Origin of the sequence: Metabacillus hrfriensis (assembly GCF_030127205.1) — a bacterium.
GTDB classification, from domain to species: domain Bacteria; phylum Bacillota; class Bacilli; order Bacillales; family Bacillaceae; genus Bacillus_P; species Bacillus_P dongyingensis.
Genome location: NZ_CP126116.1, coordinates 4,506,430 through 4,519,366, shown reverse-complemented (window position 1 = coordinate 4,519,366; position 12,937 = coordinate 4,506,430). Strand labels below are relative to the sequence as shown.

12 protein-coding genes are annotated in these 12,937 nt (G+C 40.8%); 7 read left to right on the top strand and 5 right to left on the bottom strand.

Annotated elements, in window-relative coordinates; translation table 11 throughout:
* Nucleotides 1–3: 3 nt before the first annotated feature.
* Nucleotides 4–1,353: a GntP family permease gene (locus tag QLQ22_RS22410; RefSeq protein ID WP_284015593.1), complete on the bottom strand. Its 1,350-nt coding sequence runs from the start codon at nucleotides 1,351–1,353 to the stop codon at nucleotides 4–6.
* Nucleotides 1,354–1,658: 305 nt separating this feature from the next.
* Complete coding sequence (locus QLQ22_RS22405) at nucleotides 1,659–2,504, bottom strand: MurR/RpiR family transcriptional regulator (RefSeq protein WP_284015592.1); 846 nt, start codon at nucleotides 2,502–2,504, stop codon at nucleotides 1,659–1,661.
* Nucleotides 2,505–2,723: 219 nt separating this feature from the next.
* Here QLQ22_RS22405 and gnd point away from each other — a divergent pair, with 219 nt between their 5' ends.
* From gnd to QLQ22_RS22390, 3 genes are all read left to right on the top strand, one after another.
* Nucleotides 2,724–3,623: a phosphogluconate dehydrogenase (NAD(+)-dependent, decarboxylating) gene (gene gnd, locus QLQ22_RS22400; protein ID WP_223438148.1), complete on the top strand. Its 900-nt coding sequence runs from the start codon at nucleotides 2,724–2,726 to the stop codon at nucleotides 3,621–3,623.
* 276 nt (nucleotides 3,624–3,899) lie between these two features.
* Nucleotides 3,900–5,432: a gluconokinase gene (gene gntK / locus QLQ22_RS22395; protein WP_420828806.1), complete on the top strand. Its 1,533-nt coding sequence runs from the start codon at nucleotides 3,900–3,902 to the stop codon at nucleotides 5,430–5,432.
* 18 nt (nucleotides 5,433–5,450) lie between these two features.
* Nucleotides 5,451–6,257, top strand: a complete 807-nt coding sequence (locus tag QLQ22_RS22390; RefSeq protein ID WP_223438147.1) for a 6-phosphofructokinase — start codon at nucleotides 5,451–5,453, stop codon at nucleotides 6,255–6,257.
* Nucleotides 6,258–6,522: 265 nt separating this feature from the next.
* Here QLQ22_RS22390 and QLQ22_RS22385 read toward each other — a convergent pair whose 3' ends face one another.
* On the bottom strand, nucleotides 6,523–6,960 hold the full coding sequence (locus QLQ22_RS22385) for a GNAT family N-acetyltransferase (RefSeq protein WP_223438146.1): 438 nt from the start codon (nucleotides 6,958–6,960) through the stop codon (nucleotides 6,523–6,525).
* A gap of 237 nt (nucleotides 6,961–7,197) precedes the next feature.
* Here QLQ22_RS22385 and QLQ22_RS22380 point away from each other — a divergent pair, with 237 nt between their 5' ends.
* From QLQ22_RS22380 to corA, 4 genes are all read left to right on the top strand, one after another.
* A complete protein-coding gene (locus QLQ22_RS22380) occupies nucleotides 7,198–7,833 on the top strand; it encodes a lysozyme family protein (protein ID WP_252207433.1) in 636 nt (211 codons plus the stop codon).
* Nucleotides 7,834–8,319: 486 nt separating this feature from the next.
* Nucleotides 8,320–9,237 carry an ABC transporter ATP-binding protein gene (locus QLQ22_RS22375; protein ID WP_284015591.1) on the top strand — a complete coding sequence of 306 codons (918 nt, stop codon included), beginning with the start codon at nucleotides 8,320–8,322 and terminating at the stop codon, nucleotides 9,235–9,237.
* Entirely contained in the window at nucleotides 9,221–9,988 is a 768-nt protein-coding gene (locus QLQ22_RS22370; protein ID WP_223438143.1) for an ABC transporter permease, read from the top strand. The genes QLQ22_RS22375 and QLQ22_RS22370 overlap by 17 nt, the downstream gene beginning before the upstream one ends.
* A gap of 15 nt (nucleotides 9,989–10,003) precedes the next feature.
* Nucleotides 10,004–10,960, top strand: coding sequence for a magnesium/cobalt transporter CorA (corA, locus tag QLQ22_RS22365; protein ID WP_284015590.1), 957 nt, complete (start codon nucleotides 10,004–10,006; stop codon nucleotides 10,958–10,960).
* A 51-nt stretch (nucleotides 10,961–11,011) separates the two neighbouring features.
* Here corA and QLQ22_RS22360 read toward each other — a convergent pair whose 3' ends face one another.
* Both QLQ22_RS22360 and QLQ22_RS22355 read right to left on the bottom strand, forming a co-directional pair.
* Nucleotides 11,012–11,896, bottom strand: coding sequence for an ABC transporter permease (locus QLQ22_RS22360; RefSeq protein WP_223438141.1), 885 nt, complete (start codon nucleotides 11,894–11,896; stop codon nucleotides 11,012–11,014).
* The gene (locus QLQ22_RS22355; protein WP_284015589.1) at nucleotides 11,893–12,825 is read right to left on the bottom strand and encodes an ABC transporter permease subunit; all 933 of its coding nucleotides are present in this window, start codon (nucleotides 12,823–12,825) and stop codon (nucleotides 11,893–11,895) included. Before QLQ22_RS22355 ends, QLQ22_RS22360 begins: the two co-directional genes overlap by 4 nt.
* Nucleotides 12,826–12,937 lie beyond the last annotated feature (112 nt).

The window sequence follows — 12,937 nt, the reverse complement described above, 5'->3', positions numbered from 1 at the left end:
TCTTTATACAAACATACTTAGCAATAAGATAAATACAAGTGCTGCAACTGAAATGATAGTCTCAAGCACTGTCCACGTTTGAAGCGTTTCTTTAACAGTCATCCCAAAATACTCTTTAATCATCCAGAAACCTGAATCATTTACGTGAGACAGAATGAGTGAGCCAGCGCCTGTTGCTAATACAAGAAGCTCAAGGTTTACACCCGGAATCACTGCTGCAATTGGAGCAACGATACCGGCTGCTGTCATCATGGAAACAGTGGCAGAACCAGTTGCAACACGAATCATCGCAGCAATTCCCCATGCAAGGAGAATCGGAGAAACATTTGATTCCTGCGCAAGCTGTGCAATGTAATCACCGATGCCCGAATCGAGAAGAACTTTATTAAACGCGCCGCCTGCACCGATAACTAATAGAATTGTAGCAGTAGGAGCCAAGCAGTCGTTTGTCAGTTTCAAGATCTTATCACGGTTCATGCCGCGGAAGAAGCCAAGACTGAAGAACGAGTATACGGTTGCAATTAATAGAGCAACAACAGGATCTCCAAGGAATCGGAAAACCTCAAATGCTGTGCTTTCTTTTGATAAAAACAGCTCTGCAATCGAAGCAGAAAGCATTAAGAAAACTGGGATTAAAACCGTGATAACAGTATTTAAAAAGCCAGGAAGCTCGTTTTCATCTTTTTGTTCTGTCAGCTGATCCCCAATTTCCTTTGGAACAGTTTTGTGGATTCGTTTACCAATCCATTTACCGTAAACAGGACCTGCTAAAATCGCAGTCGGAAGACCAACAATAATCGAGTAAAGAATCGTGATGCCTACGTCAGCTTTGAATATTCCAACAGCTGCCATTGCGGCTGGATGCGGAGGCACTAAGCCGTGCACAACAGATAAACCAGCTACAAGCGGAACCCCGAGACTGACTAAAGAAACTCCAGTACGGCGTGCAATTGTGAATACCAGCGGGATTAAGAGAACGAACCCAACCTGGAAGAATACAGGTATCCCAACGATAAAAGCAACAAACATCATTGCCCAGTGAACATTTTTTTCTCCGAATTTTGCAATCAGAGTATTGGCAATGCGCTCGGCACCGCCTGATTCTGCCATCATTTTTCCAAGCATTGTACCTAGTGCAAGAACGATTGCAAGAAACCCTAAGGTATTTCCCATGCCGGCTTTGATCGAATCAATAATGCCGGGCACCTCGGGATTAGTAGAAATAAGCGGCATCCCAGTCGCAAGACCAACGCCGATAGCGGTTACAATTAACGCGACAAAAGGATTCAGCTTTGCCACAGTTATGAGCAGAAGAAGCGCAACGATTGCTGCGAAGACGATGAGTAATAGCATTTATAAAATCCTTTCTTGTTTAAAGAATTTGAAAGCACTTTCAACTAGTGATTCCGATTATATGAAAAATATTTTTTAAAATCAATACATTTATGAAAAAATATTTTATTTTTCAAAGCCGGAAAAAAAGAGAACCGAGGCTCTCTTGTTAAATTATAGGAGTAAATATATACATTAGCGCATTGTTGTCTAGCTCCAGCGCCTGATTCCTTGGTCAGAGCTGCTCCGCAAAAAAAGTCTAACCCGGACTTTTCCGTCGGATTCTTATCTGCCTTTCGGAGCTGATTAAGGCGCTTCAGCTTTTCTTATACGCGTGTTTCCGAAATTGCGTCACGAACTTTTTCCAATGATTTTTTTGCTTCATCTTTGTTTGAAATCATCATGTTTACATAAAGAGCATCAATCAGACTGAGCTGGCCAATTCTTGAAGCGAGCGCTTCTGACCGGTATTCTGTTTCCTCAGAGCTTGTAAAGAGAGTGACATCTGCATTTTGACCGATCGGTGATTTTGGAAATCCAGTAATGCCAATGGTTTTTGCCCCATTTTTTTTAGCGGTATTCATTACCTTAATTGTGTCCTTGTTCGTTCCTGAGTGAGAAATAACCACAGCAACATCACGGTTTGTCAGCTGGGAAGCCGACATCAGCTGAAAGTGCGAATCGATGAACGCATAGGCTGAAATACCAGTACGTATAAACTTATGATAGGCATCCATAGCTATGATGGCCGACCCTCCCGTTCCATAAAAATTAACGTGATTGGCGTTTGTGAGAAAGCCGGCAGCTTTTTTTATGGAAGTAAAATCCAATATCTGAAGTGTGTTTTCGAGTGTTCTGATATTCGAATGAAAAACTTTTTCAGCTACAGCCTTTTCATTGTCATTTTCATTAATTTCCTCAAGGATTTGCTGGATCGGACTCATGATTTCAGAGGCAAGCGCAATTTTCATGGCCTGGTATCCTTTAAAATCTATGCGCTTACAAAAACGGAAAACAGTCGCTTCTGCAACGCCAAGATTATCGGCTACTTCATTAATCGTGCTATGAATAATTTCTTTCGGGTTCTCCAAAATATAATTAGCAATCTTTTTTTCTTTTTCACTTAACCTTGCATAATGAGAACGAATACTTCCTAAACAGTTTTGCCCCATAGAATATGACCTCGCTTACATTTACTAAGAAAAGCCCAAGCGCCATGGTCAGGCGCTGCAGCTAGACATGAATACTGAATTCTTAATACTTTTTATCCTTCGAAAAAAGTATAGCACAAAAAGAATATGAAAAAAAATTTCTTGAAAACGATTGCAGAAGAAAAAAATTTTCGTATAATAGGAATAGGACAAAAACAAGATATAAAGGAGTTTTAAAACATGCAAGTAGGTTTAATCGGTTTAGGGAAAATGGGTTATAATCTTTCACTTAATTTAATAGATCATAAACATGAGGTTATTGCATTTGACATCGATTCAGATGCTGTAAATAAAATTGCTAATATGGGTGCGGCAGGCTCATCTTCAATTGAGGATCTAGTTTCTAAACTTCCATCTCCAAGAACGGTTTGGATGATGGTGCCTGCAGGCGTTATTACAGAAAACGTGCTATCTGAATTAAAAGATCTTCTTGCGCCTGGAGATATCGTGATCGACGGCGGAAACTCAAATTACAAGGAATCCATTCGCCGCGGAAACGAATTAAAGGAACTTGGCATTCATTTCTTTGATGTAGGAACAAGCGGAGGAATGGAAGGCGCAAGAAATGGAGCCTGCACTATGATCGGCGGAGAAAAAGAAGTGTTTGCTTCAATCGAACCTCTGTTTAAAGATATCTGTGTTGAAAATGGCTATTTATATGCCGGCGCTATAGGAAGCGGACACTACTTGAAAATGGTTCATAACGGCATTGAATACGGAATGATGCAATCTATTGCAGAAGGCTTTGAAGTGCTCGAGAAGAGTCAATTTGACTTTGATTATGAGCAGGTAGCACGAGTGTGGAACAACGGTTCTGTTATTCGATCATGGTTAATGGAGCTGTCTCAAAATGCATTTTCAAAAGACTCAAGATTAGATGGCATCAAGGGAGTTATGCATTCATCCGGCGAAGGGAAATGGACAGTTGAAGAAGCATTAGACCTTCAGACTGCTACGCCGATTATCGCTTTATCCTTAATGATGAGATACCGCTCGCTAGAAGAAGATACTTTCTCCGGAAAAGTAGTGGCAGCGCTGCGCAATGAGTTTGGCGGACATGCTGTTGTCAATAAAGACTAACACGTTTAGGCATTAAAAAGAGAAGGGAAGAGGCTTAGTAACAAGCATCTTCTTTTTCGTTGTTTAGAAAATTTTAATCATGAATAGTTCTTGCTTATTAAATTAATTTAATTTGCGTCTAGCTGCGGCGCCTGACTCCCCGGTAAGTATGGATCGCCAAAAACTCAATACCTGACTTTTTCGGGCGGATCCTTATCTGACTGTCGGAGCTGACCAAGGCGTCTGCGCTTTTATATTTCTACTAGAGGTTTTGGCGCAATGTAAGGAGGAGTCATCTTGAATCAGAAATTTGTTATCGGAGTCGATATTGGCACAACAAGCACAAAATCCGTTTTATTTAAAACAGACGGAACAATCGTTTCAACATTTGGAGTGGAGTATCCGCTGTATTCTCCAAACCCTGAAACAGCAGAACAAAATCCGCACGAGATCTTTCAAGCTGTGATCAAAACAATTAAGGAAGTAATCAGCAAAGTGGACCCGGCTGATCTGCTGTGCGTGTCTTTCAGTTCTGCGATGCACAGTGTCATCGCTGTTGACCGGGACGGGACACCTCTTTCAAATTGCATGACTTGGGCAGATAACCGCAGTGCCAAGTGGGCAGAAAAAATAGCAAAAGAACTGAATGGCCATGAGATTTATTTACGTACAGGGACACCTATTCACCCGATGTCCCCGCTGTCTAAGATAACGTGGATCCGAAATGAACAAACAGACTTATTTTTGAAAACGTTTAAATTTATTTCCATTAAAGAGTACGTTTTCCACAAGCTGTTTAAGCGCTTTGTCATCGACTATTCAATTGCTTCAGCAACAGGATTGTTTAACCTGGAGTCATTAGATTGGGATAAAGAAGCGCTTGAAGTTGCAGGAATTACGGCAGAACATCTTTCAGAACCTGTGAATACAACATTTTCTTTAACGGGACTAGATGCTGTTTATGCAGCAGAAATGGGAATTCCTGCAGAGGTTCCGTTTGTAGTTGGCGCAAGTGACGGAGTTTTATCAAATCTTGGAGTGAATGCAATACAGCCTGGCGTTGTTGCTGTTACAATCGGTACGAGCGGCGCGATTCGGACAGTTACCGACAAGCCGGTGACAGATCCAAAAGGACGTATCTTTTGCTATGCCCTGACTGATGATAAATGGGTAATCGGCGGTCCTGTTAATAATGGCGGAATGATCTTCAGATGGGTGCGCGATCAATTAGGCTCTTCTGAAATGGAAACAGCCAAGCGTTTAGGCAAAGATCCATACGAAGTGCTGACTGAGATTGCATCACTTGTAAAGCCAGGCTCTGACGGTTTGCTCTTTCATCCGTATCTGGCCGGCGAACGTGCTCCTTTATGGGATGCAAACGCGAGAGGCTCCTTCTTCGGGCTTTCACTTCACCATAAAAAAGAACATATGATACGCTCTGTATTAGAAGGCGTTATTTTTAACTTATATACTGTGCTGCTTGCACTTGAAGAGCTGATCGGCGAGCCGAAAAGTATTCAGGCTACAGGCGGATTCGCTCGTTCAGAATTATGGCGCCAAATGATGGCGGATATTTTTGATCAGGAAGTTTCAGTTCCAGAAAGCTTTGAGAGTTCTTGCTTAGGTGCTGCTCTTCTTGGTTTATATGGACTTGGACATGTTGATTCTCTTGATGTAGTATCAGATATGGTCGGCGGTACCCACCACCACAAGCCGAACCCAGAACATGTTGAGGTTTATAAAGAATTAACACCAATCTATATTCGCCTTTCACGACTTCTGAAAGAGGAGTACGCAAGCATAGCGGCTTTTCAGCAAAAGCATATATAGAAAAGAAAGAGGGATTGCATGCGCATCGGAGTTCTCGGTATCGATACAATAAATGAAACGAAGTCTATCACCCAGGACATAACAAAGTTCGCCTCTGAAACGAACAGCGTAATAGAAGGACTTGAATGGCAGACGGCTTCATCAGAACTGAAGGCAGAAGCTTTGGAAAACCGGATTCGCTCTGTATCTGAGAAAATACTTATTAAGAATAAGGAAAGTTTTATTAAAGCCATCGAAGCATATGACGCAGTGATTGTATTTGGCGGAAGCAAGAAGGCTGTTGACGTGCTGTCTTTTGCACAAGTGAAATTGCTCTTTCTTCCAATTTCCATTTTATCTGACCGCTCTTTAGGATACGATACAGCTTTGAATGAAGTTGTAACAAATGTGCTGAAAGTAAAAGACACGATCAGTTCTCTTTTATATATGAAGCAGAGAGTATGCTGTGTTCAGCTCCCTGGAGAAGACCTTTCTGATTTAATGCGCGATGCAGCTGCCGCTGTTGATGGGCTTGTTGTTACCGGAGGAGAATCTGTGTGGATGCACGCTGCAGATTATTTAAGGGAGAAAGATCAAAAAGGAGTGACCTACTCTTTCTTGATTATTAATGAATCCATACAGCCGGAACAGCTGGGAGCATTCCTGCAGCAGCAGATGGACCTTGATTTTAAAGAACTGTTATTTGATGAATCTCAGTGCATGAGCTCACGTCCGACTGCCGCTGACCGGATTATTGAGAAAAATCTTTCTCAGGCAGTATATGAGTGGCTGAAAAACGCGGATGATACAAAAGAACTGACAATCGAAAACAAAGAAGTAAAATGAAGTGAGCCTGCAGCGATAGAATGCTGCGGGCTTTTTTCTTAGATAAAATGGCTAAATGAGCTGTATTCGCTTATTTAGCTAAAATGAAAAATAGCCGAAATCTAAATAGACTTCTGATTCGGCAAAATATCGTTAAAGACCGCAATTAATCCTCGGAATATCGCTAATAAATACACTTTGCAAAATGAAATTCTCCGAACCAGGTTAACTTTGATGAAAATTGAGTGCCGGGCCCGCAACATGAAAAAAACCGCCAGAGGCGGTTCTACAATGGTTTAACCATCAAAACATTAAGCCCTTTAGAAGGCAAGTGAAAACGGTGATCCGTTTCTTTGAATCCCAAGTGCTGATAGTACTCAACATTATTCACGCTTGTTGTGCACCAAAGCATGGATGCATCCAGCTGGGTCAGTTTATTTTCAGCGAATAATAACAAAGTCTGCCCGCGGAGCTGATTGCGGTGATCAGGGTCAATTGCAAGTCCACGCATACGGTAGCCATTTTTCTGCTTAAGTTTTTCATGTGTTTCCTTGAAAAAAGATGCCGTTCCAATTAGCGTTTCTTCCTTAAAAGCGCCAATATGGAGTGTTTCTTTCTTTTTATCACGGGTATATCCGCATTCCTGGATAGAGTGATCAGGCATAAGTACCTTTTGTCTTAAGGTGTATGTATGTTCTGCTTCAATTTGTTTTATTTCAAACATGTATAATCCCTCACTTTAATGTTCAAGAAGTTTCATAGAGTTAAGACGAAGGTAAGTTCAAAAAAGTTTCAGCTAAGTCTCTGGCCTTATGGATAGAAAGACTGCAGACCGTATCTTTCCCTCCTATTCTACCTTATTCTTAGGATGATTAGAAGATGGAAGCATGCTCTCTGTTGATGAGATTGCTAGAATCATTATAATGATAGATACAAGGGAAAAGGGAAACGGAGATAAAACATGATAAAATTCCTTAAAAATAGTATTGGTTTTCTTTTAGTTGTGTTTTTTGGTTTTTTTATTCTGACCATCTTATATTCAGAAGAAACAAAACAGCCGGCTTTCTATCCAAGTGATGCATTTGAAAATGTGAAGAAGTATGAGCCTCTCATTTCAAAGGAACTCGCAGAGTACCAGCTTGAAGAATATACGCCGCTTGTTCTTGCGCTAATGCAGCAAGAGAGTAAAGGAGTGGGCGGAGACCCAATGCAGGCCTCTGAATCTGCCGGGCTTCCGAGAAATACCATAGAAGACCCGGCTAAAAGCATTGAGCAGGGCGTCAAATATTTTCAAAAAAGCTTACAATACGGAAAAGAACGAAATGTGGACGAGCTGACAGTCATTCAAGCTTATAATATGGGAACTGGCTACATTGACTTTATTGTAAAAAATGGCGGAAAACACAGCGAGGACCTTGCAAAAGAATTTTCGATGATACAGGTGAAAAAACAGCCGGATATCTACAACTGCGGAGGAGATAAAGGGAACTTCCGCTATCCTTACTGCTATGGCGATTTTACTTACAGCACGAAGGTGCAGAAAAACATGAATTCTCTGACGGAAACAGCATCTGCAAAAAAGAATGATCAAATGTAACTCTTAAAGGGACTCAAAGCTTGCGCGGGTCTCTTTTCAGTAGATATTAATATAAAAAAGACCTTGACGCTATACAAAAAGAGAGATATTATTAAGACAGTTACTTTATCGCTTAAAAGCATAAACGCTTAAAAGCGAAACAGAGAAGAGCTTAGTTGAGATAAAGTTTAGAACAGGGAGCGTGCTAATGTCATTTCGATGACCAAGTGTGCTCCCTTTTAGTTTTTAAAATTCAGCTATTTACCCTGAAAACTTCCTGAGTGTTTCATATCAGCAGTTTTTTTCAGGAGATAGGAAATGATAAAATACTGTGAATGGATGTCGTGCCTATTACCCAGCTCTTCGGCCAGAACCAATCAGTCAAACCCGGACTTATCTGCCTGCGCTAAACGGTCGCTTGCGCTTTTCTTATTTGTGTTCCCTGCTATCCTTCTTTCCGAATCTCCATAGTCCGGTATATACTGTTGATATGAGGAGGAATGCTTCATGGAGAAGATCATTCTTAGCGTGAAAAATTTGGACAAGTCGATTGGGCAAAAGCAGCTGCTGCATCAAATTTCCTTAGACATATATGAAGGAGAAATATTCGGACTGCTTGGTCCCAATGGTTCTGGAAAAACGACATTAATCAGGGCAATCCTTGGACTTATTAAGATTGATTCCGGAGAAATCAGAATCAATCAGCACTCTGTGCACAGCGAATTTGAAAAAGCAATTTCACATGCGGGAGCCATTGTGGAAAACCCGGAATTTTATCCATTTATGACCGGTTATCAGAACCTTTCGCACTTTGCTGATATGCATGGAGATATCAGTAAAAAGCGGATTGAAGACGTTGTCGGTCTTGTTCATTTGAAGGACGCGATTCACGACAAAGTGGAAACGTACTCGCTTGGAATGAGACAGCGCCTGGGAATTGCACAGGCCATTTTACATAAACCTAAGCTGCTTATCCTGGATGAACCGACAAACGGACTAGATCCATCAGGCATCAGGGAGCTTAGAACCTATTTAAGAGATCTTTGCGAAAAAGAGAATGTCTCCATTATCATTGCTTCTCATCTTCTCAAAGAAGTAGAGGAGCTGTGTACAAGAGCAGCCATTATTAGAAGGGGGCAAATCGCTGCAGTAAATGAGATTGGAAGTCAGAAAGATGAACTCATTAAGGTGCGGTTTGAACTAACTGAGGGAGAACGAGCTTTGCAAATTTTAAAGCCTGAATACTCCGCATCCATATACAATAACGGCATCTCTCTATTCATTAAGAAAGAAGATATCCCAAAGATTAACCAAATTCTCGTGCAAGGAAAGATAGATGTCTATTCCATCCAGCCTGTCTATAAGTCATTGGAAGACTCCTTTATCGAGCTTACGGAGGAAATGCTTCATGATGAAGTTAATTAAAATCGAGCATATGAAGTTGCTTTTTCAGAAAAGCACCAATGTCCTTTTTATTACACTTGCTGTGATCAGTATATTAATGGCAGTCATATCAAAACGAATGTTTTCCGGAGCCGGAACAGATGAAAATGTACTGGGGTATGTATCTCTGACTACAGGCTTCTTATTTGTTCTGCCTTTCTTTTCACTTGTAATTGCGGGAGCGATTGTGGCAAATGAATTTACGTGGGGAACCATTAAGTTCCTGCTCATCCGCCCTGTAGTCCGCACGAAAATTCTCCTGTCGAAATACATCACTACTGTTTTGTTCGGATTGTACTTTTTACTCTTCTACTTTGCCCTGTCTATTTTGCTCGGACTGCTTTTCTTTGGGACAGAGGGCGGAACGGGCGATACAGAGTTAATGAAAGGCATCAGCCTGAACTATCTTACCGTTTTGATTGAGATGATCATGATATCAACGTTCGCTTTTATGATTTCTGCGGTATTTAGAAACAGCTCTCTCGCTATAGGCCTGTCGATGTTCATCACGTTTTCAGGTAAAACCTTCGTTCAACTGCTTGCTCATTATAACCTTGAGTGGGGAAAATACATCTTGTTTGCCAACACCAGCCTCAAGCAGCATCTTGAAGGGAACAGGCCGTTATTTGAGGGGACAACAATGGGCTTTTCAATTGCTGTTTTATGTATTTATTTGTGCATCTTTTTTGCAGCGGCCTGGGCTGCTTTTACGAAGCGGGATGTGTCAATTTAAAGGAGATGGAACAAATTGATTAAGACGATGGCAGTCGATCATAGCGGCAGTCTCATTCATTCTGTCGATTTAAAGAATTTTTCACTTGATTCATATAAAATGGTCTGGCTTGATATTTACCCTGAAAAAGATTGGGAAGGGAAAGTGTTAAAGGATCTTTTTAATTTTCATCCTCTTGCAATAGAGGACTGTTTTCATTTTTTGCAGCGGCCAAAGCTTGACTATTATGAAGGGTATCATTTCTTCGTTCTTCATTCTATCAATAAAGAAACAATGGAGGCCGAGGAGCTGGATGTTTTCTTGTCTGATAAGTATATTGTGACCTTTCATTTACATCAGTCTGAAGAAACAGAGCTTCTTTATGAAAAAATAAAGCAAGTAAATCATGTGAAATCTCTTACACCCAATTATGTCTTTTATGAATTGTTAGATAAACTGGTTGATTTCTATTTTCCGCGTATAACAGAAATGGAAGAGACGCTGAATGCGCTTGAGAGCGGGGAATACAGAATAAAGCAGATAATGAAGCAGGTTTTTGAAACGCGTTCAGGGCTTCTTAAGCTAAAGCGGACCATTTTTCCAATGAGAGATTTGCTTTACCGGCTATTAAATTCAGAAAGACTGAGTATCCCAAAGAGTGAAAGAACGTATTTCATGAATGTATATGACCATCTAATAAAGCTGTCCGAGCTGATTTCTGCCAATATGGATTTCACTGCTGAAATTAGAGAAAATTATATCTCAGTCAACTCTTATCGCGCAAATACTGTGATGATGACGCTGACTGTGATTACAACAATATTTATGCCGCTGACATTTATAGCGGGGGTATATGGAATGAATTTTGAGAACATGCCTGAACTCAGGTGGGAGTACGGTTATTTTTATGTGCTTGGCGGAATGGGCTTTTTAAGTTTCATGATGTTTATTTGGTTTAAACGGAAGGGATGGTTTGATAAAGACCAAATATAAAAAAGGTGCCTGACTGTCTCTGCAGTCAGGCATTCGCTATTATAACACCGTTTAAGCACGGCTGAAATGCTGTCTGAGACCTTCACTGATCATGTTAAAGGTGAAAATCAGCAATGTCAGGGAGAGTGCAGGAAAAAATGGAATCCAGAAGCCTCTTAATATATCTGATCTCGCCATGCCGAGAAGAGTAGACCAATTCAGGCTAGTATTTTGCAGTTCTCCATATCCATAGGTAGTCTGAACAAAAACCTGTGTGACAAAAATAGATAGAATCCCGAGCTGTCCCAACAAAAGTGCAACTTTTCCAAGGTCCATAAAAAATTGAACGATCAGCTCCGGCAATAAATTTGGCAGGTAATAGCGAATGAAAAGTCCCATTTGGTTATTGCCGACAGTTACTCCTGCTTCTACAAATTGAGAATGAGAAAGGCTGCTCATCGATTGCTGAATAATAAAAGCAACTCTGCCTGCATCAGTCAGTGAGAGAAAGAGAATAACCCAGAGCACGCGATTGGGGCTGAAGGTAAACATGGGCATTGTAATAAAGAGAATGGCTGCGAAAATTAAGGGAAGACTTGCTGCAAAACCGTTTAAGCCATAAATCAGCAGCCGGAACGGACTTTTTTTGCTGGAGCCTAAAAAAGCAAGTAAGACGGCAGCTAGATATCTTATGGCCGTAATGCTGAAAATTAGGAGCAGTGTGTCTTTTGCTCCCATGATAATGAGGCTGAGAATGTCTCTCCCATCATCATCAGATCCAAAGGGATGCTGCAGTGAGGGAGGGAATGGTGCCCGTTCATAGGTGGTGCTGTTTATAAAAACCATTCTCTGTTCTTCTATCCCTGCTTGTACTAAGGGGAAAAGAGGGCCTATCAGAGAAATCAATAGAATAGCAGCAAGCATAACGCTTCCGAATAACAGGGTTTTATTTCTCATGCCCCTCGCTCCCTTGGATCTATCATTCTTTTAATAAGTCCGCTCGTGATTTGAACAATAAGAACCAGAATCATGAAACAAGTGCCGAATACGATGATGACATTTTGCTCTATTGCTGTGTTCAAACCAACACTTAAGACAGGAGTTACATTAAACGCTTCGTATAGACGGTATGCAGCCCCCTTGTAATCGAGCAGATATTCTACAAGCAACAGATTAGAAAGAAGATAGATCATCATTGAACTTGTATGATTCAGGATTTGGACTGCGCTGTTTTTAAGAATATGCTTAAATGTGATAACAGCCTGCGGCAGCCCTTTTGAATGGGCAACCGTAATATATTGCTTGCCTTCCTGTTCCTGAAAGGTTGCAGCCGTAATGCGGCTTATGTACAGGGCAGGGTAAATGGATACCAATAAAGCTGGAAATAAAAAACTGTACCATTTCTCGTGTCCAAAAATATCGGCATATTCCCTGAAATAGATGATGAGCACCCATTGTAAACAGAGAAACAGAAAGAAATCAGGGATGGCCTGCAGCACCCATGTAAATCCTTTTCCGAAAATCATTCCGAGCGAACTCGGGTGCGCTGCATCATAAACTCCTTTCAGAATTCCGAAAAACAAACCAAGGATGAGAGCAGTCACAATGATTTTCATGCTTCTTGAAAAATACAGTTTCATTTCTTCTTCCACAGGACGTTCATATTTGGTCAGTCCAAAGCTTTTTTCCTGATAAAGACCGCTGAAAAAGGATGTTATGTTTTCTTGATAGGCAGACCATGAAAATTGATAGTCAAATATGACAGTCTGTGCTCTGCCCTCAGCACTTATTTCAACATCTCTTGGGAATAGAACGACTAGAATGAGAGATAGAACGATTAAGAGAAAAAGAAGGATATGCCTGGAGATTTCAATTGTTGATTTCATTTAAAAAACCCCGCGTTCACTTTTCAGAGTATTGTAAAAATTTTACCATGACTATAGGACGATGGATAGGTATAAATAGGGAAAAAAACTTTATGTGAAAAACTTCACAATA